Annotated in this window: 34 protein-coding genes; 5 read left to right on the top strand and 29 right to left on the bottom strand. The window is 52.6% G+C overall.

The genetic code is table 11. The features are described 5' to 3' along the window. Position 1 precedes the first annotated feature (1 nt). The 8 genes from rplF to rpmC all read right to left on the bottom strand — a co-directional run bounded on the left by rplF (position 2) and on the right by rpmC (position 3,037). A complete protein-coding gene (rplF, locus tag FHS72_RS01760; protein ID WP_183524629.1) occupies positions 2–535 on the bottom strand; it encodes a 50S ribosomal protein L6 in 534 nt (177 codons plus the stop codon). 10 nt (positions 536–545) lie between these two features. Then, a complete protein-coding gene (rpsH, locus tag FHS72_RS01755) occupies positions 546–938 on the bottom strand; it encodes a 30S ribosomal protein S8 (protein ID WP_183524626.1) in 393 nt (130 codons plus the stop codon). A gap of 13 nt (positions 939–951) precedes the next feature. Further along, positions 952–1,257: a 30S ribosomal protein S14 gene (gene rpsN, locus FHS72_RS01750; protein ID WP_183524623.1), complete on the bottom strand. Its 306-nt coding sequence runs from the start codon at positions 1,255–1,257 to the stop codon at positions 952–954. Between the two features lie 20 nt (positions 1,258–1,277). Then, a complete protein-coding gene (gene rplE, locus FHS72_RS01745; protein ID WP_183524620.1) occupies positions 1,278–1,841 on the bottom strand; it encodes a 50S ribosomal protein L5 in 564 nt (187 codons plus the stop codon). Further along, complete coding sequence (gene rplX / locus FHS72_RS01740; protein WP_183524617.1) at positions 1,841–2,146, bottom strand: 50S ribosomal protein L24; 306 nt, start codon at positions 2,144–2,146, stop codon at positions 1,841–1,843. The genes rplE and rplX overlap by 1 nt, the downstream gene beginning before the upstream one ends. Before the next feature lie 2 nt (positions 2,147–2,148). Further along, positions 2,149–2,517 (bottom strand): 50S ribosomal protein L14, encoded by a 369-nt coding sequence (gene rplN / locus FHS72_RS01735; protein ID WP_183524614.1) that lies wholly within the window; start codon positions 2,515–2,517, stop codon positions 2,149–2,151. Between the two features lie 79 nt (positions 2,518–2,596). Beyond that, positions 2,597–2,827 (bottom strand): 30S ribosomal protein S17, encoded by a 231-nt coding sequence (rpsQ, locus tag FHS72_RS01730; protein ID WP_183524611.1) that lies wholly within the window; start codon positions 2,825–2,827, stop codon positions 2,597–2,599. A gap of 3 nt (positions 2,828–2,830) precedes the next feature. Then, entirely contained in the window at positions 2,831–3,037 is a 207-nt protein-coding gene (gene rpmC / locus FHS72_RS01725; protein WP_183524608.1) for a 50S ribosomal protein L29, read from the bottom strand. A 259-nt stretch (positions 3,038–3,296) separates the two neighbouring features. On the opposite strand from rpmC, the gene FHS72_RS01720 reads away from it, so the two are divergent. Together FHS72_RS01720 and FHS72_RS01715 are read left to right on the top strand one after the other, a co-directional pair. Then, the gene (locus tag FHS72_RS01720; protein ID WP_183524605.1) at positions 3,297–3,791 is read left to right on the top strand and encodes a hypothetical protein; all 495 of its coding nucleotides are present in this window, start codon (positions 3,297–3,299) and stop codon (positions 3,789–3,791) included. 15 nt (positions 3,792–3,806) lie between these two features. Further along, complete coding sequence (locus FHS72_RS01715; protein WP_183524602.1) at positions 3,807–4,424, top strand: TIGR02466 family protein; 618 nt, start codon at positions 3,807–3,809, stop codon at positions 4,422–4,424. Here the strand turns inward: FHS72_RS01715 and FHS72_RS01710 are convergent. Then, on the bottom strand, positions 4,421–4,954 hold the full coding sequence (locus tag FHS72_RS01710; protein WP_183524599.1) for a hypothetical protein: 534 nt from the start codon (positions 4,952–4,954) through the stop codon (positions 4,421–4,423). The genes FHS72_RS01715 and FHS72_RS01710 overlap by 4 nt on opposite strands. A 101-nt stretch (positions 4,955–5,055) precedes the next feature. Then, complete coding sequence (locus tag FHS72_RS01705) at positions 5,056–5,235, bottom strand: hypothetical protein (RefSeq protein WP_183524596.1); 180 nt, start codon at positions 5,233–5,235, stop codon at positions 5,056–5,058. Positions 5,236–5,370: 135 nt separating this feature from the next. Here FHS72_RS01705 and FHS72_RS01700 point away from each other — a divergent pair, with 135 nt between their 5' ends. Then, complete coding sequence (locus FHS72_RS01700; RefSeq protein WP_183524594.1) at positions 5,371–5,745, top strand: DUF1304 domain-containing protein; 375 nt, start codon at positions 5,371–5,373, stop codon at positions 5,743–5,745. 143 nt (positions 5,746–5,888) lie between these two features. Here the strand turns inward: FHS72_RS01700 and FHS72_RS01695 are convergent, their stop codons facing one another. From FHS72_RS01695 to rpsL, 16 genes are all read right to left on the bottom strand, one after another. Then, positions 5,889–6,092: a CsbD family protein gene (locus FHS72_RS01695; RefSeq protein WP_183524591.1), complete on the bottom strand. Its 204-nt coding sequence runs from the start codon at positions 6,090–6,092 to the stop codon at positions 5,889–5,891. A 275-nt stretch (positions 6,093–6,367) separates the two neighbouring features. Next, positions 6,368–6,781: a 50S ribosomal protein L16 gene (rplP, locus tag FHS72_RS01690; RefSeq protein WP_183524588.1), complete on the bottom strand. Its 414-nt coding sequence runs from the start codon at positions 6,779–6,781 to the stop codon at positions 6,368–6,370. A 13-nt stretch (positions 6,782–6,794) separates the two neighbouring features. Beyond that, entirely contained in the window at positions 6,795–7,499 is a 705-nt protein-coding gene (gene rpsC, locus FHS72_RS01685) for a 30S ribosomal protein S3 (protein WP_183524585.1), read from the bottom strand. Further along, positions 7,499–7,879: a 50S ribosomal protein L22 gene (gene rplV / locus FHS72_RS01680; RefSeq protein ID WP_183524582.1), complete on the bottom strand. Its 381-nt coding sequence runs from the start codon at positions 7,877–7,879 to the stop codon at positions 7,499–7,501. The genes rpsC and rplV overlap by 1 nt, the downstream gene beginning before the upstream one ends. Positions 7,880–7,882: 3 nt before the next feature. Next, on the bottom strand, positions 7,883–8,161 hold the full coding sequence (gene rpsS, locus FHS72_RS01675; RefSeq protein ID WP_183524578.1) for a 30S ribosomal protein S19: 279 nt from the start codon (positions 8,159–8,161) through the stop codon (positions 7,883–7,885). Between the two features lie 2 nt (positions 8,162–8,163). After that, on the bottom strand, positions 8,164–9,006 hold the full coding sequence (gene rplB, locus FHS72_RS01670; protein ID WP_183524575.1) for a 50S ribosomal protein L2: 843 nt from the start codon (positions 9,004–9,006) through the stop codon (positions 8,164–8,166). Positions 9,007–9,178: 172 nt separating this feature from the next. After that, the gene (locus tag FHS72_RS01665) at positions 9,179–10,108 is read right to left on the bottom strand and encodes a hypothetical protein (RefSeq protein ID WP_183524572.1); all 930 of its coding nucleotides are present in this window, start codon (positions 10,106–10,108) and stop codon (positions 9,179–9,181) included. A 243-nt stretch (positions 10,109–10,351) separates the two neighbouring features. Beyond that, positions 10,352–10,648 carry a 50S ribosomal protein L23 gene (locus FHS72_RS01660; RefSeq protein ID WP_183524569.1) on the bottom strand — a complete coding sequence of 99 codons (297 nt, stop codon included), beginning with the start codon at positions 10,646–10,648 and terminating at the stop codon, positions 10,352–10,354. Beyond that, positions 10,645–11,265: a 50S ribosomal protein L4 gene (rplD, locus tag FHS72_RS01655; RefSeq protein ID WP_183524566.1), complete on the bottom strand. Its 621-nt coding sequence runs from the start codon at positions 11,263–11,265 to the stop codon at positions 10,645–10,647. The genes FHS72_RS01660 and rplD overlap by 4 nt, the downstream gene beginning before the upstream one ends. Beyond that, the gene (gene rplC, locus FHS72_RS01650) at positions 11,255–11,983 is read right to left on the bottom strand and encodes a 50S ribosomal protein L3 (RefSeq protein ID WP_183524563.1); all 729 of its coding nucleotides are present in this window, start codon (positions 11,981–11,983) and stop codon (positions 11,255–11,257) included. The genes rplD and rplC overlap by 11 nt, the downstream gene beginning before the upstream one ends. Before the next feature lie 13 nt (positions 11,984–11,996). Next, positions 11,997–12,308 carry a 30S ribosomal protein S10 gene (rpsJ, locus tag FHS72_RS01645; protein ID WP_183524560.1) on the bottom strand — a complete coding sequence of 104 codons (312 nt, stop codon included), beginning with the start codon at positions 12,306–12,308 and terminating at the stop codon, positions 11,997–11,999. Between the two features lie 419 nt (positions 12,309–12,727). Then, positions 12,728–13,324 carry a hypothetical protein gene (locus FHS72_RS01640; RefSeq protein WP_183524557.1) on the bottom strand — a complete coding sequence of 199 codons (597 nt, stop codon included), beginning with the start codon at positions 13,322–13,324 and terminating at the stop codon, positions 12,728–12,730. A 218-nt stretch (positions 13,325–13,542) separates the two neighbouring features. Next, on the bottom strand, positions 13,543–14,718 hold the full coding sequence (gene tuf / locus FHS72_RS01635; RefSeq protein ID WP_183524492.1) for an elongation factor Tu: 1,176 nt from the start codon (positions 14,716–14,718) through the stop codon (positions 13,543–13,545). A gap of 78 nt (positions 14,719–14,796) precedes the next feature. Next, the gene (gene fusA, locus FHS72_RS01630; RefSeq protein WP_183524554.1) at positions 14,797–16,914 is read right to left on the bottom strand and encodes an elongation factor G; all 2,118 of its coding nucleotides are present in this window, start codon (positions 16,912–16,914) and stop codon (positions 14,797–14,799) included. 15 nt (positions 16,915–16,929) lie between these two features. Then, positions 16,930–17,400, bottom strand: coding sequence for a 30S ribosomal protein S7 (gene rpsG, locus FHS72_RS01625; RefSeq protein ID WP_183524551.1), 471 nt, complete (start codon positions 17,398–17,400; stop codon positions 16,930–16,932). A 96-nt stretch (positions 17,401–17,496) separates the two neighbouring features. Beyond that, positions 17,497–17,868: a 30S ribosomal protein S12 gene (rpsL, locus tag FHS72_RS01620; RefSeq protein ID WP_183524548.1), complete on the bottom strand. Its 372-nt coding sequence runs from the start codon at positions 17,866–17,868 to the stop codon at positions 17,497–17,499. Positions 17,869–18,252: 384 nt separating this feature from the next. Between rpsL and FHS72_RS01615 the strand changes: the two genes are divergently transcribed. Both FHS72_RS01615 and FHS72_RS01610 read left to right on the top strand, forming a co-directional pair. Further along, positions 18,253–18,909: a hypothetical protein gene (locus FHS72_RS01615; protein ID WP_183524545.1), complete on the top strand. Its 657-nt coding sequence runs from the start codon at positions 18,253–18,255 to the stop codon at positions 18,907–18,909. Between the two features lie 136 nt (positions 18,910–19,045). Beyond that, a complete protein-coding gene (locus FHS72_RS01610; protein ID WP_183524543.1) occupies positions 19,046–19,666 on the top strand; it encodes a hypothetical protein in 621 nt (206 codons plus the stop codon). Position 19,667: 1 nt separating this feature from the next. Here the strand turns inward: FHS72_RS01610 and FHS72_RS01605 are convergent, their stop codons facing one another. The 3 genes from FHS72_RS01605 to rpoC form a co-directional block, all read right to left on the bottom strand. After that, positions 19,668–20,570: a DMT family transporter gene (locus FHS72_RS01605; protein ID WP_183524540.1), complete on the bottom strand. Its 903-nt coding sequence runs from the start codon at positions 20,568–20,570 to the stop codon at positions 19,668–19,670. Positions 20,571–20,607: 37 nt separating this feature from the next. Beyond that, positions 20,608–21,594 (bottom strand): fatty acid desaturase, encoded by a 987-nt coding sequence (locus FHS72_RS01600; RefSeq protein WP_183524537.1) that lies wholly within the window; start codon positions 21,592–21,594, stop codon positions 20,608–20,610. 264 nt (positions 21,595–21,858) lie between these two features. Next, entirely contained in the window at positions 21,859–26,115 is a 4,257-nt protein-coding gene (gene rpoC, locus FHS72_RS01595) for a DNA-directed RNA polymerase subunit beta' (protein WP_183524534.1), read from the bottom strand. Between the last annotated feature and the right edge of the window lie 16 nt (positions 26,116–26,131).

The following is a 26,131-nucleotide window of genomic DNA, read 5'->3' as shown; positions in this document are numbered from 1 at the left end:
CTTACTTCTTCTTGCCTTCTTTGCGGAAGATGTATTCGTCCTTGTACTTGATACCCTTGCCTTTATATGGCTCGGGCTTACGCCAAGCGCGGATATTCGCCGCGACCTGACCTACAAGTTGTTGGTCGATACCTTCCACGGTGATCTCAGTCTGCTTAGGTGCAGTGACTGTGACCCCTTCTGGCACTTCAAAGTTAACGTCGTGGCTATAGCCGAGCGCCAATTTCAGGGTGTTGCCCTGCATTGTTGCACGATAACCAACACCGTTGATTTCAAGTTGTTTCTTGAAACCTTCGGTAACGCCGGTGGCCAAGTTCGCAACCATAGTGCGGGTCATGCCCCACTGCTGGCGCGCGCGCTTGGATTTACCACGTGGGGTCACGGAAACGGTCTGGCCGTCTACTGTGATCGTCACGTCGTCTGTTGCTTTGAAGCTACGAGTACCCTTAGGGCCTTTTACTTCAATGGTTTGACCAGACACGGACGCCGAAACGCCGGATGCCAGTTCAACCACTTTCTTACCAATACGAGACATCGAATTCTCCTTAGAATACGGTGCAGAGCACTTCGCCGCCAATGTTGGCCGCCCGTGCGCTTGCATCCGTCATCACACCCTTAGAGGTGGAGACAATCGACACACCCAAGCCCTGACGGACGGATGGGATGTCATTGACGCTGACGTAAACGCGACGACCAGGTTTTGAAACCCGTTTCACTTCGCGAATGACGGCTTCGCCTTCGTAGTATTTCAGGCTGATCTCGATAGCCGGGTGGCCATCTTTGCCAGTCGTCAGCTCATAGCCGCGAATGTAGCCTTCATCTGCAAGAACGTTCAGGACTGAAACGCGTGCTTTAGAAGCAGGTGATTCAACCGTGGACTTTCCACGAAGTTGGCTGTTGCGGATACGTGTGAGCATATCACCGATAGGATCGTTCATCTATTATGCTCCCTTACCAGCTTGACTTGACCATGCCGGGAATTTCGCCATTGGAACCAAGGTTCCGCAGTGCGATCCGGCTGATCTTGAGCTTACGGTAGTAAGCGTGTGGACGACCTGTCAGCTGGCACCGGTTGTGCAGGCGAACAGCGGACGAGTTGCGTGGCAGTTTCGCGAGTTCAAGTGTTGCCTTGAACCGTTCTTCTACTGGCTTCTCTTTGTCGTTGATGATTGCTTTCAAACCGGCACGCTTTTCAGCATACTGCTTGACCAGCTTCTCGCGTTTTACTTCACGCGCGATCATGGATTTCTTAGCCATATCTAAATTCTCCCTACCGCTTAGCTGTTGAAAGGCATGTTGAAAGCTTTCAACAATGCTTTTGCTTCAGCGTCGCTATCGGCGGTCGTGCAGATTACGATGTCCATGCCCCAGTTTTCGTCAACTTTATCAAAGTTGATTTCCGGGAACACAATGTGCTCTTTCAGGCCAGTGGCGTAGTTGCCGCGACCGTCAAAAGATTTGCCGGATACGCCGCGGAAGTCGCGGATACGTGGCATTGCAACTGTGATCAGACGATCAAGGAATTCGTACATTTTGTCACCACGAAGGGTCACCTTTGCACCAAGAGGCATGTCTTCACGAACGCGGAAACCAGCGATGGATTTCTTGGCTTTCGTTGTCATCGCTTTTTGACCGGCGATTGTAGACAGATCTTCTTGAGCCGACTTTGCTTTCTTGCTGTCACGGACAGCTTCTGCACCGCAGCCGATGTTCAGAACAATTTTGTCCAAACGTGGGATCTGCATGTCGTTTTTGTAGCCGAATTCTTCTTTCATCGTCGCACGGACGGTGTCGAAGTAAGCTGTTTTCAAGCGCGGGGTGTAGTTTGCGGTATCAAGCATTAGATCGCATCCCCTGTTGTTTTCGCGAAGCGCACCTTGCTGTCGCCATCCATACGGAAGCCAACACGGGTTGCTTTGCCATTTGCATCAACAATAGCCAAGTTGCTCAACTGGATTGGCATTGCTTTCGCAATTTTGCCGCCCTGAGCGTTCTGGGATTGTTTTGTGTGGCGAATAGAGATGTTCACACCGTCTACAATTGCTTTGCCAGACTTTGGATCGATAGAGGAGATAGTCCCCTTTGACCCTTTATCTTTGCCAGTCAATACGACGACGCTGTCACCCTTACGGAGTTTAGCAGCCATAGTTACAGCACCTCCGGAGCGAGTGAGATGATTTTCATAAAGTTTTTCGCACGCAATTCGCGAACAACTGGTCCAAAGATACGTGTACCTACTGGCTCATTGTTGTTGTTCAGGATCACAGCAGCGTTTTTATCAAAACGGATTGCTGTGCCGTCTGCGCGACGAACTTCTTTGGCGGTACGTACGACGACGGCTTTACGCACGTCACCTTTCTTTACGCGACCGCGTGGAATGGCTTCCTTCACCGATACGACGATAATGTCACCGACACTCGCGTAACGACGATGGGAACCACCCAGAACCTTAATGCACTGAACACGGCGGGCGCCGCTGTTGTCAGCCACATCTAGGTTGGTTTGCATCTGGATCATTAGATTCTCTCCGACCTATGGGCGTAGTCCCGATTTCCGTCCGGGGGCCCAGGGTTTCGTTAATACTGTTGGTTACCGCTTAAGAAGCGATGACTTCCCAGCGTTTCGTTTTTGACTTAGGCGCACATTCTTGAATGCGAACTTGATCACCTACGTTAAAGGTATTCTGCTCATCGTGGGCCCGGTATTTCTTGGACTTACGAATAGTTTTCTGAAGCAACGGGTGCTTATAACGACGCTCAACAGACACAGTTACGGTCTGTTCGTTCTGGTTGCTTGTCACAACCCCAGTAAGGATACGCTTAGGCATTGATTAAGCCTCCGACGCAGCGGCTGCTGCTTTTTCGTTCAGAATTGTTTTTACTTTAGCCGCGTTGCGACGTGCAGCGCGGATACCTGATGTGTTTTCCATTTGGCCAGTGGCCTGCTGGAAGCGCAGGTTGAATGATTCTTTTTTCAGATTCGACAGCTCATCACGGAGCTGATCCGGGGTCTTTTCCCGTAACTCGTTGGCTTTCATGCCATTTTCCTTTGTTTCAAACACTGGGCGGCCGCGCAAATTGCGTCACCACGAATCCAGTGGATTGGGTAGAAGTTGGCCGTATAGGGGGGATACCTGAGTCTCGCAACCCCTAAAGCCCCTTTGTTTTAAAGGTTTTCGCAAGGTGGGACCGGCAGCGTTAGGTATGGTTATCGAGACTAGCACCGATACGCGAGCCCCTGCATGCTTGGGTCATAATTTTCCTAAATTTCCAAACGATTTTAAAGGAGACACCATTATGCAGCGCCTCGCCCCCCTCTTTGGACTTATTTTTGCTTTGCTCGCTACCAGCGCAAATGCCGATCAGCATGCGGCTACTGACTTCGTCGCGGATGAACCGATTGTGGTTTTTGCGCCAACTGGCGATCACAGCGACCAATTCATCACCGAATTAGAAATGCACGCAATCGCCGTCCTGCAATGGCAACTTCGGACTTCGGATCGCATCCTGACCATGGTGATGCTGCTGACCGCCGCGGGTGTGTTGTTCGCGGGATTCCAGCTCTGGCACACGATGAGACGCCAAACACAGGTTCGTCTAAAGCGTGCTGACGAGACCGACGCCACACCGCTCGCGCATGACACGACATCGAAACTTTCGTTCGGGGACGGTAAGTTCGAAGTCACCTCGCCTATCGTCGGCATCTTAATTCTGATGATTTCGCTCGGGGCGCTGTATTTGTTTCTGTCGATCGTCTACTCAATCGACGTCATGCCTCTGACCGGGCTGTAATCAAAAGGATCCGTTATGGCCATCGTCACCAATCTGTTCACCACCCCACTCTACCGCGCGGCCTTGTCCGACCTTGGCACGATAGATCAAGCAGAACTCGCCACGTCCTGCGATGTGATCGCCAACGATGATGAAGCTGGACAGGATTGGTGCGAGGCGAACGAATTCCCCGGCTACACGTCTTATGCGTCGCTGACCGATTTGCCATGGCGTTTTCCAATTTTTAAGGAATTGGTGGCAGCATTGGACAAGCATGTGGCCGCGTTCGCGAAAGAATGTCATTTTGATCTGGGGGATAAGGAACTCAAACTCGAAGATTTGTGGATCAATATCCTACCTGAAGGCGGCATTCACACCGCGCACATCCACCCGCATTCGGTGATTTCCGGCACGACCTATGTCGCGATGCCTGAAGGCACGAGTGCGATCAAATTCGAAGATCCGCGCCTCGCCATGATGATGGCGGCCCCCGGACGTCTGAAATCGGCACCGGAGCGGTTGAAACAGTTTGTCTATGTGAAGCCTGAAGTCGGCGATGTGCTGCTGTGGGAAAGCTGGCTGCGTCACGAGGTGCCGATGAACATGGCCGAAGAAGAACGGATAACCGTGTCGTTCAACTATAGCTGGGGTTAATCCTGCTCGTCGAACCTGCGTGCCGAGATGAATTTTGCGCCGCTTGCACCTGTCCTGACGGGTGCGGCGCTATCTTCTGCGGCGATTGGTGCTGATGGCGGCTCTGGCAGCGTCGGTTCGGGCTCAGGTGTCTGGGCGGCAAGCGACGTTGCGACGATGCCTGTCAGCGTGGTGGGCGGTAATGCTGCGACCTCTTCGGTGGGCTGGGCTTTGAAATCGCGTTCGTAGATCAAAATCCCCGGTCCGGTCAGTAATATCGCCAGAAACGGCAGTGCGACGAGACTGAACATCCGGTGATAGGTTTTGCACAGGATCGGCAGGTCTTTGGCGCGGTACATCTGGTTAAACGGAACGGATGCGGGTTTTGTCAGGGCCACGGCGATGAACGACACTGCCGTTAGAAATCCAAAGAAATAGAGGTATGGGTCTAGGTAATCAGGACCGCGCACCTTGCGACCGAATTCCCACGCGCTAGCAGTGGTCGGCAGTATTGTGATTGCAGCCACAAAAAGTGATTGGTGAAATTTCATGAGCCCATTCCCGCAGTAGATGACAGGATGGGTATCCGACGACGGCAAGACAGAATTGCGCCGCAGGTTCGGTCAAATTTGGGCAATCAGATTTAGGCTGCCTAGGATTTGTTGTTCTTCGCCGCTTTCTCGTCTTTGGTCAGCTTATTACCCCAGACGTTGTTGGACAGGCCAAGGTCATCGGGCATCGGTTTCGTCTTGCCTTTGGTGACTTTGCCGCCGTTTTCGAGGAACTGCTTGATGAGATCGTCGTCGGTGGTGGGCTTGGGGACGTGTTTCATGGTCTTTGCCTCGCGCTGCATTATGCGGTGATGCTAACTGCGCGGCGCATGGAAGAACAGCGCTAGTTGAAAACGCCCCAACGGTGGACGCGCTGTAGGGCTGCGGTTAATGTTGCGGCAAAAAGGGAATGTCACATGCGTAGCCTATCACTGGCCTTAATCGGGCTGATCGCCCTGCTTCACCTGTATATCGCGTGGTTCGAGATTTTCGCGTGGACAAGCCGCGGCCCCAGTATTTTCACGACCTTCCCACCAGAGCTGTTTGCACAGACCATCAACATGGCTGCGAACCAAGGGATTTATAACGCGTTTTTGGCGGCAGGTCTGATCTGGTCGTTCTTTATTCGGGACCGGAAATGGCAGGCAAATGTGGCTGCGTGCTTTTTGATCTTTATCGCTGTGGCTGGGCTGTTTGGCGCTGCGACCGTTACGTCTAAGACGCTGATTATTCAGACGGTGCCGGCTGTCGTGGCGCTGGTTTTGGTTTGGATGGGACGTCGAACGCTGTAGAGGGTTGCACTTGTGAGCGAACCGGAACTGGACGTTCGCGAATTTGCGGGTCCAACATCCGATTTGTCAGAGCCTAGACCGACAGGCCAACAAAAAAGCGCCGAGAAAACTCTCGGCGCTCGCGGCGTGATTAGGTAGAGGTTTTAGTCCTCAAGAGCTGCGCTGAACTCATCAACGCGCTTCTCGGCTTCTTCTTTAGCTATACCATATTTGGCTTGGATGACGCCGACCAGTTTGTCTTTTTTGCCCTCGGCCTGCGTAATCTCGTCGTCGGTGAGATCACCCCAAGTTTCTTTGACTTTACCGGTAAGCTGGCTCCATTTGCCTTCAATTATATCCCAATTCATAGAACGAACCTCATAGTTAACGTTATGTACAAATGGGGCAAAACCTCTCGCCCCACGACTAGGATATATTTTGGTTTGTCGAACATTCAAGATGTGGGGAGGATATGTGCGGTCATTTTGAACGTCACTTCACGTAATGTCTCCCCTACTCCAATCCATCGCTTATTGGCTTATGCCCTGTCCAACACAGCAAGTTCCGACAGAAAAAGCCCCCACTGAATTAACAGCGGGGGCTTTTTATTCTTTTCAGTAAATCACCGAAGTGACCGTCGAATTTACCAGTCTTCGCGTACGATTGTACGTGTTTTGATAGGCAATTTCATTGCAGCAAGGCGAAGCGCCTCACGTGCAACGGCTTCGGACACGCCATCGATTTCGAACATAACGCGGCCTGGTTTGACCTTGCATGCCCAAAAATCAATGGAACCTTTACCTTTACCCATACGCACTTCGACGGGCTTAGACGTCACTGGTGTGTCTGGGAAGATACGGATCCACACACGGCCTTGACGCTTCATGTGACGCGTCATTGCACGACGTGCAGCTTCGATTTGACGAGCTGTGATGCGCTCTGGTTCGATGGCCTTAAGACCAAACGAACCAAAGTTCATGTCAGAGCCGCCTTTAGCTTCACCGCGGATGCGGCCTTTATGAAGCTTGCGGTGTTTTGTACGCTTTGGCTGAAGCATTGTTCATATCTCCTTAGCGACGACCGGCGCCACGAGGGATAGCACCCTCTTGGAGCTCAGCGTGTTTGCGGTCATGTGCGGATGGATCGTGTTCCATGATGTCACCTTTGTAGATGAACACCTTGATACCGATGATACCATAAGCTGTTTGTGCTTCGTAGTGCGCATAGTCGATGTCTGCACGCAATGTGTGAAGCGGCACGCGGCCCTCACGGTACCATTCAGTCCGCGCGATTTCAGCACCGCCAAGACGACCGGCGAGGTTGATACGGATACCAAGGGCACCCATACGCATGGAGTTCTGAACAGAACGTTTCATAGCGCGACGGAAAGACACACGACGCTCAAGCTGCTGACCGATGTTCTCAGCAACGAGTGCTGCATCGAGCTCTGGCTTGCGAACTTCAACGATGTTGAGGTGCAATTCAGACGCAGTGAGTTTCGCCAGCTTCTGACGCAGACCTTCGATGTCCGCACCTTTCTTGCCGATGATCACACCAGGACGTGCAGCGTGGATTGTGACGCGGCACTTTTTGTGCGGACGTTCAATGATCACGCGGCTGACGCCGGATTGAGCGCATTCTTTCTTGATGAACGCCTTGATGGCGAGATCTTCAAGAAGAAGGTCACCGTAGTCTTTGGTATCTGCATACCAACGGCTGTCCCAGGTACGGTTGACCTGAAGACGCATGCCGATTGGGTTTACTTTGTTACCCATTACGCTTGCTCCTCGACTTGACGCACCACGATGGTGATTTCTGAGAACGGCTTGATGATCTTGCCGAAACGGCCACGTGCCCGAGGACGACCGCGCTTCATGATCAAGTTTTTGCCGACGTAAGCTTCGGCAACAACCAACTCATCAACGTCAAGGTTGTGGTTGTTCTCAGCGTTGGCGATGGCTGACTGAAGGCATTTCTTCACGTCATCCGAAATCCGCTTTTTCGAGAAAGTCAGCTCTGTAAGAGCGCGCTCGACTTTCTTGCCGCGGATCAGGCCAGCAACGAGGTTCAGTTTCTGCGGGGACGTTTTCAACATGCGCAGTTTTGCACGTGCTTCATTGTCGGCCACGCGGCGGGGATTCTTATCCTTGCTCATGGCTTATTTCCGCTTCGCTTTTTTATCTGCTGCGTGACCGTAGTAGGTCCGAGTTGGTGAATACTCACCGAACTTCTGACCAATCATGTCTTCAGAGATGTTCACAGGGATGTGCTTCTTGCCGTTGTACACACCAAAGGTGAGACCAACGAACTGAGGCAGGATTGTAGAACGACGTGACCAGATCTTGATCACTTCGTTGCGGCCGCTTTCGCGGGTCGCTTCGGCCTTTTTGAGGACATATGAGTCCACAAATGGGCCTTTCCAGACGGAACGAGCCATACTTAACGACCCTTCTTCTTGGCGTGACGCGAGCGAATAATAAGCTTTTGCGACGCTTTGTTTTTGTTACGTGTACGCATACCCTTTGTCGGTTTGCCCCAAGGCGTAACCGGGTGACGTCCACCAGATGTGCGGCCTTCACCACCACCGTGTGGGTGATCGATCGGGTTCATCGCGACACCACGAACAGACGGACGCACACCTTTGTGGCGCATACGACCGGCTTTACCGTAGTTCTGGTTGGAGTTGTCAGGGTTGGACACGGCACCGATTGTCGCCATGCATTCTTGACGAACGAGGCGCAATTCACCGGAAGACAGACGGATCTGCGCGTAGCCACCATCACGACCAACGAATTGGGCGTATGTACCAGCTGCACGAGCGATCTGACCGCCCTTACCGGCTTTCAATTCGATGTTGTGTACGATTGTACCGATAGGCATGCCTGAGAACGGCATAGCGTTACCTGGCTTGATGTCGGCCTTTGCAGACGCGATCACCTTGTCACCGATTGCCAGACGCTGAGGGGCCAGAATGTAGTTCTGTGTGCCATCTTCGTACTGGATCAGAGCAATAAATGCTGTCCGGTTCGGGTCATATTCGATTCTAGCTACAACAGCGGACATGTCCAGCTTGTTACGCTTGAAATCAACGATACGGTAAAGGCGCTTAGCACCCCCACCAATACGACGCATTGTGATTCGTCCGGTGTTGTTCCGGCCGCCCGATTTAGTCAAACCCTGTGTGAGGGCCTTAACTGGACGTCCTTTCCAAAGCTCCGAACGGTCGATCAGCACCAGCCCGCGCTGGCCTGGCGTCGTCGGCTTATACGACTTTAATGCCATGTTAGCTTCTTCCGTTTGCTTGGCGGTCCCCGAAGAGACCTGATGTGAAGGCCCCCGTAGGTGCCAGAATAGTCATAACACAACGGCCCCGGAACGAATCCGAGGCCATTGAGTAGCGGGGATGTAGCAGGGGGCCAAGTGAAGCGCAAGACGGCTTTTGTGAACTGATAACCTAAGTTTCCATTACAAGGAATTGCTCAATCGGAAGCGCCGCTTCATCATCTTTGATGTAGTCAGCAAGAACCTGATTTGGTGTCACTTCTTCAAAAGCGATATTGAATCTCGCAACGCGTCCATTCAAAAGCAGCTTTGCATCAACCAGATTCTTCTCTAAAACTTCAATTTCAATTTCATGAGGTTCTAATTCTCGCCCACTAAGGAGTTTTTTGGCCCCTTTATAAATCTGGCCGAACGTTGGCCCCGTTGGTCGTCGCGGCGGACCGTCCGACTCAACTGCACCTCTCGGCTTTATCGTGGGTTTAACTGCGTGATACAGCGGCCTACTATCAACATGTCCCGAATAATCGAATATAGTCCCCTTGGACGTCGCAAAGGCCAGATTTAACGAGGGGTCTGCAAAGTTCACTTTAGCGTTAGAGGAGCCGCTCGCTGAAACGCGTACGTTGCTTCCTGATGTTTTCGAAACCAAGATTGTCGATTGCTCTGCGAGAACAACTTCATCTACGACCACGAAAGAGTCATCCCAAGGAATTTCACCCGTTAGAATTTTGGTCGCCAATTCCTGAAAGAATTGCCCTTTGTTTTTTATTCTGTGCATCTTTGCGTTTTGAAAGTGATACAAAAAGGAACCTTCGCTATTAAAGGCAACCGAAAATCCTGCTCCTAAACTTTCGGCGCCTGCGTCCGCTGAGATTGTGACATCATGACTAAATTTGAATGAAGTCATTGCAGCCATCCCAGCGTTATCACCTATACTGACGTAATCCAGCTCTTCCAAGTTGCCTTCTGTCAGCAATCGTCCTCTTGCTAAAGTACCGTAGTCACCGAGAAAGGGAGAAAAATCCGGTAGCCAAGTAGCAATATAGCCACCGGTCATCTCAAATATCTCGCGTTGAAGCTTGTTGATAAATCTACTTGTCATTCCACCACACTACACAGTTGTTCTTAAATAAAGCAAAACAATCCGTACGAGTTATCAATTGCAAGTATTTTGTGCCAAGTAGGCGCTGAATTTTTTCAATGCTAACGTCAGACCTAACACGCTAGCACATAGTCAGTCGCCTCATAAAATTACTGTAAAGATGCGCGTGAGCATTTTTGCTCTCAATGAAAAAAGCCCCCGCATCACTGCGAGGGCCTCCTCAATTTCAACGACGTCTAGTCTTTACAGACCAGTGGATACGTCGATTGTGTTGCCTTCAACCAGCGTCACATAGGCTTTTTTCACGTCTTTACGTGTGCCAAGCTGGCCACGGAAACGCTTTACTTTACCTTTAGTGATCGTTGTGTTGACCGCTTTGACCTTCACACCAAAGAGCGCTTCAACAGCTTCTTTGATCTGTGGTTTGTTGCTGTCGATCGCAACTTCGAAAACCACTGCGTTGTTTTCAGACGCAGTTGTGGCTTTTTCAGTGATGATCGGCTTGCGGATCACGTCGTACAGTTCTGCCTTAGTGCTCATGATAGGCGAGCCTCCAGTGCTTCAAGACCTGCTTTGGTGATGACGAGCGTATCAGAACGCAGGATGTCATACACGTTCGCGCCCTGCGATGGCAGGATGTCCAGTGTTTCGATGTTACGCGCAGCTTGTGCGAACGCGGCGTTCACAGTTGCACCGTCGATGATCAAGGCACGTTTCCAACCCAATGCGCCAACTTGCTTGGCTACAGCGGATGTTTTCGCGTCTTTGATGTCGATGTTTTCAACAACGACGAGTTCACCAGCGGCGACCTTAGCGGACAGCGCGTGCTTAAGACCCAGCTTGCGGAACTTCTTTGGCAGGTCGTGTGCGTGGGACCGTGGTGTCGGCCCTTTGTACGTACCACCACCGCGGAAGATCGGCGCGCCACGGGAACCGTGACGAGCGCCACCGGTGCCTTTTTGGCGATAGATTTTCTTTGTAGAAAAGGAAACCTCTGACCGGCCCAACACGTCGTGTGTGCCTGCCATTGCCTTGTTGCGCTGCCAGCGAACGACGCGGTGGAGAATGTCCTTGCGTGGTTCCAGACCGAAGATGGCTTCGTTCAGGTCAACAGACCCGGCCGCACCACCGTCAAGATTGATTGCATCAGCCTTCATTGTTTTCGGCCTCCACTTCAGCAGCAGCCGCAGGAGCAGCCGCAGATTTCAAACCAGCAGGGTATACTGTGTTCTCAGGAGTTGGCTTCTTAACCGCATCCTTAACAGTCACCCAACCACCTTTGGAGCCGGGAACAGCGCCTTTGATCATGACAAGGCCACGATCAACGTCAGTGCGCACGACTTGCAGGTTTTGTGTAGTCACGCGGGCAGCGCCCATGTGGCCAGCCATCTTCTTACCTTTGAAGACTTTACCTGGATCTTGACACTGGCCTGTAGACCCGTGCGAACGGTGGGAAACAGACACACCGTGAGTAGCCCGCAGACCCCCAAAGTTGTGACGCTTCATCGCACCAGCAAAACCTTTACCGATAGAAATACCGGATACGTCAACGAACTGGCCGTCGAAGTAGTGGTTTGCAGCGATTTCTTCACCGACTGGGATCATGTTCTCTTCTGCAATGCGGAACTCAGCAACTTTGCGCTTTGGTTCTACTTTGGCAGCAGCGAAGTGACCGCGCATCGCTTGGGATGTACGCTTTGCTTTTGCATTGCCGGCACCCAGCTGAACAGCGACGTAACCGTCACGCTCGACAGTACGCTGTGCAACAACTTGCAGGTTTTCGAGGGACAGCACAGTCACAGGGATCTGCTGACCATCTTCCATAAACAACCGGGTCATGCCCAGTTTCTTTGCGATAATTCCGGAACGGAGCATAGTATTCTACTCCTTATACGGAAATCTGGACGTCAACGCCCGCAGCCAGGTCGAGCTTCATCAGCGCGTCTACTGTCTGTGGTGTTGGGTCTACGATGTCGAGAAGACGCTTGTGCGTGCGGATCTCAAACTGATCGCGGGATTTTTTGTCGATGTGCGGGCCGCGCAAAACAGTGAACTTCTCGATTTTATTCGGAAGCGGGATCGGGCCGCGAACGGACGCCCCTGTACGCTTTGCAGTGGAAACGATTTCCTGTGTACTTGCATCAAGTACCCGGTAATCAAACGCCTTCAGGCGAATACGGATGTTCTGGCTAGCTGCCATGTTCATCACCCCTAGATTAGGGTCTAGAACGGAGAGGAAGACAGCGGCTCATCCACTACCCTCATCGCGCCTTGTGGTACCAAAGATGCGTTCATCTTTTGGTACTTGGTATCCAACGGAAAGAGGGCACGCATGGCGTACCCTCGTCGGATTGGGGTGCTATAGGGGGAGTCGGGGTGTCGCGCAACACCTTTTCCATGCGAAATTGGGTATTCGTCTCGCAGCAGAGGGCTGCGCCTGACCGCGGGTGGGCATCGGAGCAGATATTCGTGCCACTTTATGGTGCAGCATGACTGCGCGGGTGCCGACTGAGGCGAACGCTGCAAAAGCGCCCGCCCATGGGGCGGTCAGGCGCTGCCCGGCGCGCTACGCGCTTGATTCCGGGCGAAACAACTAAACCTAGCTCATTTCTATAAATGTTAAGTAATTTCATATAGGTGCACAAGCTTGTTTCTTAGATCGCACGAAAGCTTCAACAATTCTTCATAGCGTCGCGGCTTCATGTGGCGGTAAGACCAACCGTCACCAAATGTCGCCTCAACAATGCCAAGAACATTCAAAAAATGTGTCGGAAAATCTGAGACTTCGATTGACCACGACATTGGCTTGAAATGCATAAAGCCATTTCTGAAACGAACTAAAGTTTTGAAGCTGCCGACCCACTCATCGTCCACTTGAATAGGCGAACCTGCTCTCTCTTTTCGGTTTTCCTTAGGGCGTTGAGCAAGCTTCAACATTCCTAGTGGATCGGCCAAAAATGGATCCGTCATTACATGCTGCGAGTCATGCTGCAGAGCCGCGAGTGCATCTTTCGCATTTTGCTTCTCAAGGGCGCCTACATTCGTTGTCCCTGACAAGTTCGCCACCAATGCACTGCTCGTGGCGCTGATCAATGCAATCGTTCCCCACTTCCATGCATCAAAATTTTCATTCGTGCGCACAATTTGTCGCGCAACCTCCTCTAAAGAAATAAAAACATCTTCGGTTTCATTTAGCCTTAACCATCGTTCTGCCATTTCCCTACCTATCAGCTAAAAGGCCGCCCAAATCGAGCACATTTCTTTTTTGAATTTTGTAGCGATACCAGTACCCAGATATCCCCCAAACAAAAAGGCCGCTCCATTTCTGGGGCGGCCTTCTTTAGATATTATCGCTACCGGAGTGGGTTCTCGTGACCTTTTTGCTCAAGGGCAAAAAGGCACTGCCACCCACCGGTAACTTTGCCTAAGCAAAGTTACTCAACAATCTTAGACACAACACCAGCGCCAACAGTCCGGCCGCCTTCGCGGATCGCGAAGCGGAGGCCGTCTTCCATGGCGATTGGCGCGATCAGTTCAACGTTGAACTTCAAGTTGTCGCCCGGCATGACCATTTCTGTGCCTTCTGGAAGGACAACAGTGCCTGTCACGTCAGTTGTACGGAAGTAGAACTGTGGACGGTAGTTCGCGAAGAATGGTGTGTGACGACCGCCTTCTTCTTTTGTCAGAATATAGGCTTCTGCTTCGAACTTTGTGTGTGGGTTCACGGAACCTGGCTTACACAGAACCTGACCACGCTCAACAGCTTCACGGTCGATGCCGCGCAACAGAACGCCAACGTTGTCGCCTGCTTCACCGCGATCAAGCAGTTTGCGGAACATTTCAACGCCAGTACATGTTGTTTTCTGTGTGTCTTTGATGCCCACGATGGACAATTCGTCACCCACGTTCACAACACCGCGCTCAATACGGCCAGTCACAACTGTACCACGACCAGAGATCGAGAACACGTCCTCAACTGGCAGCAAGAACGGCATGTCAACCGCACGTGCAGGTGTTGGGATGTATTCGTCAACAGCAGCCATCAGTGCTTTGATTGAATCAGCACCGATGTTGTCATCGCGGCCTTCCATGGCTGCCAGAGCAGAACCAGGAATGACTGGGATGTCGTCGCCAGGATATTCGTAAGAAGACAGCAACTCACGGATTTCCATTTCAACCAGTTCCAACAACTCATCGTCGTCTACTTGGTCAACTTTGTTCATGTAAACAACCATGTACGGGATGCCAACCTGACGGCCGAGCAGGATGTGCTCGCGTGTCTGTGGCATTGGGCCGTCTGCTGCGTTCACAACCAGGATCGCGCCGTCCATTTGGGCAGCACCAGTGATCATGTTTTTCACGTAGTCAGCGTGACCTGGGCAGTCAACGTGCGCGTAGTGACGTGTTTCAGTCTCGTACTCAACGTGCGCAGTAGAGATCGTGATACCACGTGCTTTTTCTTCTGGCGCGCCGTCGATCGAGTCATACGCTTGGAAATCACCAAAGTACTTTGTGATCGCCGCTGTCAGTGTCGTTTTACCGTGGTCAACGTGGCCGATTGTGCCGATGTTGACGTGCGGTTTATTACGTTCAAACTTTTCCTTAGCCATGATGGCCTCCTTAGGTAGTCGATTGTCTTGGAATGGCGGCGGGCCGAAAGCCCGCCCCCGATTATTCAAATGCGTCGTTTATGCAAACTTCGCTTGGATCTCTTCAGAGATGTTCGACGGAACCGGTTCGTAGTGGTCGAACTGCATCGAGAACTGCGCACGGCCAGAAGACATAGAGCGCAATGTGTTGATGTAGCCGAACATGTTCGCCAGTGGCACCATTGCTTCGATAGCAATAGCGTTACCGCGTGTGTCCTGCCCCTGAACCTGACCCCGACGGGAAGTCAGATCGCCGATGATACCACCTGTGTATTCGTCAGGTGTGATCACTTCGACTTTCATGATTGGCTCGAGCAATTTCGCACCCGCTTTGCGCATGCCTTCACGCATACACATACGAGCAGCGATCTCAAACGCCATGATTGAGGAGTCAACATCGTGGAATTTACCGTCAAGCAGTTCCACTTTGAAGTCGATCACAGGGAAGCCAGCCAAAGGACCGTTGTCCATAACGGACAGGATGCCTTTTTCGACGCCTGGGATGTATTCCTTAGGAACAGACCCACCAACAATTTTCGAGTCGAAAGAGTAACCTTCGCCCGGCTCTGTTGGCATGATGGACAATTTCACTTCGCCGAACTGACCAGACCCACCAGATTGTTTCTTGTGAGTATAGGTGTGCTCAACAGCGTGACCAATAGTCTCGCGGTAAGCAACCTGAGGTGCACCGATGTTCGCCTCAACCTTGAATTCGCGCTTCATGCGGTCAACGAGGATGTCGAGGTGAAGTTCGCCCATGCCCTTCATGATGGTCTGACCAGATTCGATGTCAGTTTCCACACGGAAGGATGGATCTTCAGCAGACAGACGCTGAAGTGCGAGGCTCATCTTTTCTTGGTCGCCTTTTGTTTTTGGCTCAATAGCGATCTCGATCACAGGATCTGGGAACGTCATTGTTTCAAGAACAACAGGTTCGGACGGCGAACAGATGGTATCACCTGTTGTCGTGTTCTTCAGGCCACCCAACGCGATGATGTCACCAGCGAATGCTTCGCTGATTTCTTCACGGTCGTTGGAGTGCATCATCATCATACGACCAACGCGCTCTTTGTTACCCTTGGTAGAGTTGAGCATGTTGTCACCCTTAGACAATGTACCGGAATAGATCCGTGTAAATGTCAGGGTCCCAACGAATGGGTCGTTCATGATTTTAAACGCAAGCGCAGAGAACGCCATCTCATCGTCAGCGCGACGTGGGATGTTACGTGTTTCTGTTTCATCGCCAGGCTTAAAGCCCATGTAGTCGATGACGTCGAGCGGGCTAGGCAAGTAGTCCACAACAGCGTTCAGCAACGGCTGTACGCCGATGTTTTTGAACGCAGAACCACCAAGAACAGGAACAAAAGAAACGCTCAAACAAGCCTTACGGATCATTTCGCGCAGTTTTGCAACTGTTGGCTCTGTGCCTTCGAGGTAGGCTTCCATTGCGTCGTCGTCTTGCTCAACAGCAGCTTCGAGCAGCTTTTCGCGCCATTCAGCAGCTTGATCAGCAAGGCTGTCACGGATCGGAGCTTTGATCCAAGACGCACCAAGATCTTCACCCTGCCACAACCATTCTTCCATGGTTACGAGGTCGATCAGACCTTCGAGCTCTGTCTCAGCACCAATTGGCAGCGCGATAGGGATCGCACGCGCACCGGTACGGTCTTCGACCATCTCAACGCATTTGTAGAAGTCAGCGCCGATTTTGTCCATTTTGTTGACGAAAACCATCCGCGGAACTTTGTAGCGGTCAGCCTGACGCCAAACAGTTTCTGTTTGTGGCTCAACACCGGCGTTGCCGTCGAGAACAACAACAGCACCATCGAGAACAGCCAAGGAACGCTCAACTTCGATTGTGAAGTCAACGTGGCCTGGTGTGTCGATGATGTTCATGCGGTGCTTCGCTGAATCAGGCTCTGTGCCTGTTTCAGTGCGTTCCCAGAACGTGGTGGTCGCAGCCGAAGTAATAGTGATACCCCGTTCCTGCTCTTGCTCCATCCAGTCCATTGTACCCGCACCATCATGGGTTTCGCCCATGGTGTGGTTCTTACCTGTATAGAACAGGATACGTTCGGAAACCGTGGTTTTACCCGCATCAATGTGCGCAATAATACCAAAGTTCCGGTATAGTTCGAGTGGATACTCGCGTGCCATATCAGATGTTTCCTATTACCAGCGGTAGTGGCTGAATGCTTTGTTAGCATCGGCCATTTTGTGCGTGTCTTCACGTTTCTTAACGGCTGTGCCGCGACCGTTGATCGCATCCATCAGCTCGCCTGCAAGACGCTCTTCCATGGTGTTTTCGTTGCGCTTCTGAGCAGCAGCGATCAACCAACGGATTGCAAGCGCTTCGCGGCGCTCTGGACGTACTTCAACAGGCACCTGATACGTCGCACCACCAACACGGCGCGAACGCACTTCGAGGTTTGGTTTGATGTTGTCGAGGCACTCGTGGAACACTTCCACTGGTGATTTCTTCAGTTTATCTTCAACGCGGTCAAATGCGTTGTAAACAATCCGTTCAGCAACGGCTTTTTTGCCGTCGATCATCAGGTTGTTCATGAATTTTGTCAGAACCTTATCGCCATATTTGGCGTCTGGTAGGACTTCGCGTTTTTCAGCGGCGTGACGACGTGACATGTGTCGGTCTCTCTCTCGTTTCGGGCAACGGCGGGGAATAGCCCCGCCCTACGGATGGTGGGTAGGGCGGACATAATAATGTCCGCCGTTCCGCGATTACTTAGGACGCTTAGCACCATATTTGGAGCGGCGCTGCTTACGATCTTTAACACCTTGGGTATCCAACACACCGCGAACGACGTGGTAACGGACACCCGGAAGGTCTTTTACACGACCGCCACGGATCAGAACCACAGAGTGCTCCTGAAGGTTGTGTGATTCACCACCAATGTAGGAAATCACTTCGAAACCGTTGGTCAGGCGAACCTTGGCAACTTTCCGCATCGCGGAGTTTGGTTTCTTTGGTGTCGTTGTATAAACGCGTGTGCAAACACCACGTTTTTGAGGGCACGATTCCAAGTGCTGTGACTTGGACTTAGTGACTTTTGGCTGGCGCGGCTTGCGGATCAGCTGCTGAATCGTTGGCATCGTTTGATGTTCCCATCTATTCACAAATTATGCACCATTGCTGGCACGGGTTCGGTGGTAATAGCCAATCCCGAAAGACCAGCACAAAAATTCCGCAGTCAAACCCTTACCGGAGGTTTGGTGCGGCGGGCTACAGAGGAACAAGTCAGCATTAGACCGGTTCTTGACCACTTTTATCTTGATATCAGGTCAAAAGGCGCAATGCCCCTTACCCGGATGAACGGGCGTATATGCAGAGTCGGCTAAGGTGTCAACAGCCCGCCAGCACATGCCAGCCCGCGCTGTAAGAACAGGCGGGTCGTACCGGATATCACTGGCCTGTTATTGAATATCGCGTGGCGTATCCCCCAGATCGGCGCAACCCCATCTTAAAGGAGCTGCCCTATGTCGCGTCCCCCATCCGCTCGCCCTGCCCTACTGATCCTCGCTCTGGTGTCGACCGCCGCCTGTGGCGGCCAGACGACATCGCGCAAACCTGTCGATTACAATCCACCTGCGCCCAGCCCCGCCTACAATGTCGCGGATTTCAATGCGGCAGTTGCGGACGACAAACGCGCCTTTGGGTTGCCGGAGACATCTGTCAGCCGCATCCCATACGGCAATGCCAGCTATGACGGCCATGTGCGCAGCAGTGCCATCATCGAAAACCAAGCTGGCTATGATGTGATCGGCGATCTCGCGTTGGACGTAGATATCAACAGTCGCAGCACCTTTGCCGGTCGCAACCCGATCACGGGGTCGATTACGGATATGACCGTAATTGACCGTCAGGCGCGCAACCGCCTGATCCCGCTTGAGGGACGTTTGGACATTCGCGGCGATAGCACCTCGGGATTGATCGAAGCGACGGCGATTGGCGATTTGACACGCAGCAACACCAACGACACGGCCCGCTGGGCAATTGACCTAGACGGATCGTTCCGCGATGATTTCACCACCGCCGACACCGTCACTGGGGCCGCGTCGGGCGGTACGACAGGCGGCAGTCGCGACGACTACAACGTAGAGTTGACCGGAAACGGACGCTTTTACGCAAACTGAACCGATACGGCAGAATACCGCTTTAGCACCGTCGCCGCGGCTATTGTGCGTGCAGTGATATTGCCTATCATACCCGCAGTACCCACCAACAGTGGTTTATAAAGTACTGCTTGTTCACATATAGGACTTAGACTCCATGACTTACAAAATTGCATTTACTCTCATCGCGGTTGCCGGCCTTGCGGCATGCGAACAACCCGAGGACCTAACACTGAACCGCGCGGATTACCGCGCGTTTGCGGCTGATGATGAGTATGCACGCGATAGGCTTTCCATAACGCCCGCAGGCGATATTCCTACTGGTAAGGCGACTTATGAAGGCCACATCAGAAGCGAAGCGACGCTGAACGGCGAAGACGATTATCTCGTATTGGGCCTGCTCGACCTTACAATCGATATTTCAGATACGTCTACCACAGCTGGTTCAGGAGACGTACGAGGATCAATCTCAGAAGTGAACCTTCTAGACAACAACGATAAGGGCTTCGAGGATCAAGCTTTTAGCGGAAATCTAACAGTATCAGGCCGCGTTGTTGGAGGGCAAATTGATGCACGCGCCGACGGTGTTCTTAAGGGCGTACTTTCAGACGACGTAAGCCGCGACTCAAACGGCTGGGATCTGACGTTGGAAGGCAACCTTCGCGATGACGACGCCGAAGTTGCAACCGGTACTATCTATGGCGGAACCGACGGCACGACCGACGATTACAACATTCAGTTACAGGGTGGCGGTCGCTTCTACGCAGAGCGCGACTAACTCATCGTGGCTGGCCTGCGAGACGGGCCAGCCGCCTTTTGACACGTTGCTCGCGGTAGAGCGTGAACATCCCCATCGCGACCACAATCCCTGCCCCGATGAAGGTTAACAGCTTGGGGATTTCTCCGAATACGATGTAGCCGAGCACCAATGCGACCAGCAGGCTTGTGTAGCGGAACGGTGCGACAAAACCGATTTCACCGACCCGCATCGCGGCGACCGAAAACACATATCCCCCGATTACAAACACCGCAGCGCCGCCAAGTAGGGCGAGATGATGCAGCTCGACCGGTGCCCATGTGTCGAACGGCAATCCAAGTGCGGCCATGAGCGTGACACCGGATGCGGCGATGGCGGCGGCCAGCGTGGATGGCACATTGCGGGACATGCGCCGCGCGGCCAGATCGCGCACGGTCACGAGCAGTACAGCGGCGATTGCGTAGAGTGAAAAGACGTTGAAATCTTCGCCACCGGGACGGACGATCAGCAGCACACCCGTAAACCCGAAGATAATCGCGGTGATACGACGCCAACCAAGCGGTTCTTTGAAAAACAACGCCGCAGCCAAGCTGACCGTGAGCGGAAGCGCCTGAAGGATCGCGCTGACGTTGGCGAGCGGCATGTTAAACAGGGCTGTGATGAACAAAAACGCGCTGATTGCTTCAGCGGTTGTGCGGATTGCCACGAGCATCCAGTCACGCTTGCTCAGGTCGAAACGTAGCTGCCCCATCAATTTACACAACGCAAACAGCAGCGGCATCACGATTGCGCCGCGCAGGAAAATCGACTGCATCAGCGACAGGTCAGCTGACACGGTTTTCATGAACGCATCGTTCACCGTGAAGGCCGTCATCGCCCCCACCATAAAGAGCGCGCCGCGCATGTTGTCTGTCAAGATCGCCATGGCTCATCCGTAGCAGCGGCCTAATGGCTGCGCCAGATTATTCGGCGAGCTGCAGGGCGACGGGTTCTTTCACGTCAGAAAACCGAACCATGCGTTTGCTGTCTTCGTCCCAGAGTTTCCATTTCACGCAGGCGATTGCCTCGCCCCAGCCCATTTTTGTGGGTTCGAGAACATGGGCCAATGCGTCGTGACATGCCTTGAGACGGTAGGCCGGAATTTTGACGTAGAGGTGGTGCAGATCGTGGTAGGCGAAGTTGTAGGTCAGGAAGTGGAAGATCGGACCAAAATCCAGAACGCTAGAGCCTTGCAGCGATGCCTCTTCGAAATCGACTGCGTTTTCGTGTTCCCAATACGCCTCTTCAAAGTTGTGGCCCGCGTAGACCATGAAGGTGCCGAAACACGCGGCAAAGACGTTGGCGATCATGAAGAACGCGAAGGCTGTGCTGCCGCCGATGGTGTAGATCGCATACCAAAGTCCGAACATCAGCCCGTTTTGCATGATGACATCCAGCCAGCCTGTTTTGCTGACGTTCTTGGGGATTCGGTAACGTAGGAAGAAGATGAAGATCGGCCCGAAGAAATAGATTACGGGGATCGAGCGGTAGGTGCGGTAGAACGCCCTGCCCCAGAAACCCGCTGCGTGGTATTCTGCGACGGTCCATGTCAGGACTTCGTGGGCTTCGCGTTCATCGAGGTTGCCAATGTGACGGTGGTGCAGGTTGTGATTGTAGCGCATCGCGTAGAACGGATGCGCAGTGAAGGCGCCGAGGACGATGCCGACGATGGTGTTAACCTTGCGATTGCTGAAATGTGCGGCGTGGCCACAGTCGTGCTGCGCCCCGAAAAAGCGGATGCCACCGCCAGCGAAGACAATGATCGCGAGCGCCATGACGGGATAGTTGCCAAAATAGACGGCCCCTATGGCGATTGCGCCAAAGTACATCACGGTCGTTACGATCAAGTTAATGACGGCCACCCCATTTTGCGGTGCAGCAAAGGGATGCGCCAGTTTGCGAATGGACATGATTATTTCTTTCCAGTGGGCGTGTCGTCACGCACGAAAATTGCGTGCATACAGTTGACGCTAGGGCAGCGCTATTAACCGATCAAGTCGGGAGAACCTGACCAAGTGGTTAAACTTTAACCGTGCTACACCAATGGATTGCACGTGACCTGGGCGCTGCAAACTGCGGTTGCGCCACGACTGAAAATGACCGTGCTGGCAAAGAAAAAGGCCCCCGCAGCGAACTGCGGGGGCCTTTTGAAGTCTTAGATCTGACGGGTCAGATTAATCGCGGCTATCCGGCGTTTCCTCGACGATTGTGTCGAAAACGTCTGCGCCAACAACATCATCGTTCATGTCCGACGGTGTTGGTGCGGCGAGTGCTGCGGCTTGTTCGGCCTCATCACGGCGTGCTTCAACAACGACGTTATCACGATCAGTCGCGATCTTGCGCACACGCTGGGTTGCCCCACCTGTACCCGCAGGGATCAGACGACCCACGATGACGTTCTCTTTGAGGCCGACCAGTTTGTCGCGCTTACCCTGAACAGAAGACTCTGTCAGAACCCGCGTGGTTTCCTGGAACGACGCCGCAGAGATGAACGAACGTGTTTGCAATGACGCTTTGGTGATCCCCAAGAGGATCGGCTCGCCTGTTGCAACGCGGTCGCCACGCTTCAGCGCTTTGGCGTTGGCTTCATCGAATTCAGCTTTATCGACAGTTTCGCCCTTGAGCAGAACTGTGTCGCCGCTGTCTTGGATTTCCCATTTCTGGAGCATCTGACGCACGATGACTTCGATGTGCTTATCGTTGATCTTAACGCCCTGCAGACGGTAAACGTCCTGAACTTCGTCGATCATGTAGTCAGCCAAAGCTTCGACGCCCATAACCGCAAGAATATCGTGCGGAGCAGGGTTGCCGTCCATGATGTAATCGCCCTTTTGGACAAAGTCACCTTCCACAACTGGAATGTGCTTACCCTTAGGCACCATGTATTCGACTTTGATGTCTGCATCATCAGCAGATTCAATCGCGATGCGACGCTTGTTTTTGTAGTCTTTGCCAAAGCGCACGTAACCATCGATTTCGGCGATGATCGCGTGATCTTTTGGACGACGTGCTTCGAACAATTCCGCAACCCGTGGCAAACCACCGGTAATGTCCTTGGTCTTGGCACCCTCACGCGGAATACGCGCAAGAACGTCACCAGCAGAGATTTCCTGACCGTCTTCGACAGACAGAACCGCATCAACGGACATGCCGTAGGATACTGGGTTACCGTCGTCTTTCAGAGCAGGCTCGCCGTCAGCGCCGACAACAATGATCTTCGGTGCAAGTTCATTGCCTTTTGGTGCTGCACGCCAGTCAGTCACGATCTTCTGTGTCATGCCTGTCGCGTCATCGGTTTCTTCACGCACAGCGATACCGTTGACGAGGTCAACGTGGCGCGCAGTACCTGATTTCTCAGCGATGATAGGAAGCGTAAACGGATCCCATTCGAACAGTTTGTCGCCGCGCAGGATGTCCTGACCTTCTTTGACGAAGACTTTGGAACCGTAGCCGACTTTGTGCTTGGACAACTCAGTGCCTTCGCTGTCTTCGATCGAGAGCACCATGTTCCGGCCCATGACGACATTCTCACCAGCTGTATTTTCCAGCAAGCTTGCGTTGTCGAAACGGATTTTACCGGGCTGCGATGCCTCTTGGAAGGACTGCTGACCACCTTGTGCAACGCCGCCGATGTGGAATGTCCGCATCGTCAACTGTGTACCAGGCTCACCAATGGACTGCGCCGCGATGATGCCGACGGCCTCACCGATGTTGACGCGAGTACCACGGGCAAGGTCACGACCGTAGCACATCGCACAGACGCCGTCGTCGGCCTCACATGTCAGTGGTGAACGGATGCGCATTTTGGAAATGCCCGCAACGTCGATCAGATCAGATGTCCGCTCGTCGATCAACTCGCCTGCTGCAACGATCACTTCGTCAGTGCCTGGACGGATAACGTCATCCGCGGACACACGACCAAGAACACGTTCAGCAAGTGTCGCAATCACTTCGCCATCGTTCACTGCTGGTTCAGCAGTAATCGCCATCTCAGTTCCACAATCGACCTCACGGACGATGCAGTCTTGAGCGACGTCAACAAGACGACGTGTCAGGTAACCAGAGTTCGCTGTTTTCAAAGCCGTATCTGACAGACCCTTACGAGCACCGTGTGTCGAGTTGAAGTACTCGAGAACGGTCAGACCTTCTTTAAAGTTCGAGATGATTGGTGTCTCGATGATTTCGCCGTTTGGCTTAGCCATCAAGCCGCGCATCCCGCCCAGCTGTTTCATCTGTGTAACCGAACCACGGGCACCGGAGTGAGCCATCATGTAAACCGAGTTTGGTTCACCTTCAGAGCCGTTTTCCATGATTGGTGTTGTACCAATCGTTGCCATCATCGCGTCAGTGACTTTGTCGTTACATTTTGACCATGCATCGACAACTTTGTTGTACTTTTCACCCTGAGTAATCAGGCCGTCCATGTACTGTTGTTCAAAGTCTTTCACCTGATCGCGTGTCTCGCCAACCAGCGGCCACTTTGTTTCAGGAACAACCATGTCGTCTTTACCAAACGAGATGCCTGCCTTGAACGCTTCGCGGAAGCCCATTGTCATGATCTGGTCACAGAAAATCACGGATTCTTTCTGACCACAGTAGCGGTAGACCGTATCAATGATCTGCTGCACTTCTTTCTTCCGCAGAAGACGGTTCACAAGGGCAAACGGTGCCTTTGTGTTCAGTGGCAGCAATGCACCCAGACGCAGACGACCCGGTGTCGTTTCAAAGCGAACCATCACTTCGTTACCTTCGTCGTCGATCTGCGGCATACGCGCTTGGATTTTGGCGTGCAGGTGAACTTCACCAGCGGTCAAAGCGTGCTCTACTTCTTCGATGTCAGAGAACATCATACCTTCACCGACCATGCCGTTCCGCATGATTGTGGTGTAGTACAAGCCCAAGATCATATCCTGTGACGGAACAATAATCGGCGCACCGTTGGACGGTGACAGAACGTTGTTCGTGGACATCATCAAAACACGTGCTTCAAGCTGTGCTTCCAAGGACAGTGGGACGTGAACCGCCATTTGGTCGCCGTCAAAGTCAGCGTTAAACGCAGAACACACAAGCGGGTGAAGCTGGATGGCTTTACCTTCGATCAGAACTGGTTCGAACGCCTGAATGCCAAGACGGTGCAATGTCGGCGCACGGTTCAGCATGACTGGGTGCTCGCGGATAACCTCGTCGAGGATATCCCAGACTTCTGGACGCTCTTTTTCGACCAATTTCTTGGCTTGCTTCACAGTGGAAGACAGACCTTTGGCCTCAAGACGCGAGTAGATGAACGGTTTGAACAGCTCGAGCGCCATCTTCTTGGGAAGACCACACTGGTGCAGTTTCAATTCAGGACCCGTCACAATGACCGAACGGCCAGAGAAGTCGACGCGCTTACCCAAAAGGTTTTGACGGAAGCGACCTTGCTTACCCTTCAGCATATCGCTGAGGGATTTCAATGGACGTTTGTTCGCACCTGTGATGACGCGACCACGACGACCGTTGTCGAACAACGCATCGACAGATTCCTGCAACATCCGCTTTTCGTTACGAACGATGATGTCAGGCGCGCGCAGCTCGATCAGTCGCTTCAGACGGTTGTTCCGGTTGATCACACGACGGTAAAGGTCGTTCAAATCGGACGTCGCAAAACGGCCACCATCCAGAGGCACCAGTGGGCGCAATTCTGGCGGAATCACAGGGATCACTGTCAGAACCATCCACTCGGGACGGTTGCCAGATTCGATAAAGCTTTCGACGATCTTCAAACGTTTGATGATCTTCTTCGGCTTCAATTCGCCAGTGGCTTCTTTCAGGTCAGCACGCAACTGCTCTGCTTCGCCTTCAAGGTCGATCTGGGACAGCATTTCGCGGATCGCTTCGGCACCGATGTTGGCTTGGAACGCATCCATGCCATAGATGTCTTGGGCGTCGTTGAATTCTTCTTCGGTCATCAACTGACCATAGGTCAGCTCTGTCAGACCCGGTTCGATGACAACGTAGTTTTCAAAGTACAAAATACGCTCAAGATCGCGCAGCGTCATATCCAGCATCAGGCCGATCCGGGATGGAAGCGACTTGAGGAACCAGATGTGCGCAACAGGTGCAGCCAGTTCGATGTGGCCCATACGTTCGCGACGTACTTTTTGAAGCGTAACTTCAACACCACATTTCTCGCAGACAACGCCGCGATACTTCATGCGCTTATATTTACCACACAGGCATTCGTAATCTTTGATCGGGCCAAAGATACGCGCACAGAACAGGCCGTCCCGCTCTGGTTTGAAGGTACGGTAGTTGATGGTTTCCGGCTTTTTGATCTCACCGAAGGACCATGACAGGATCCGTTCTGGTGAGGCCAAAGAGACCTTGATTTCGTCAAACGTTTTCGCCGGTGTGATCGGGTTAAACGGGTTGTTTGTCAGTTCCTGGTTCATTTTCAATTCCTTGAAT

This window comes from Yoonia ponticola (assembly GCF_014199395.1).
Classification (GTDB): domain Bacteria; phylum Pseudomonadota; class Alphaproteobacteria; order Rhodobacterales; family Rhodobacteraceae; genus Yoonia; species Yoonia ponticola.
Note: the sequence above shows the minus strand (reverse complement) of the source record. Positions and strands in the feature narration are given on the sequence as shown.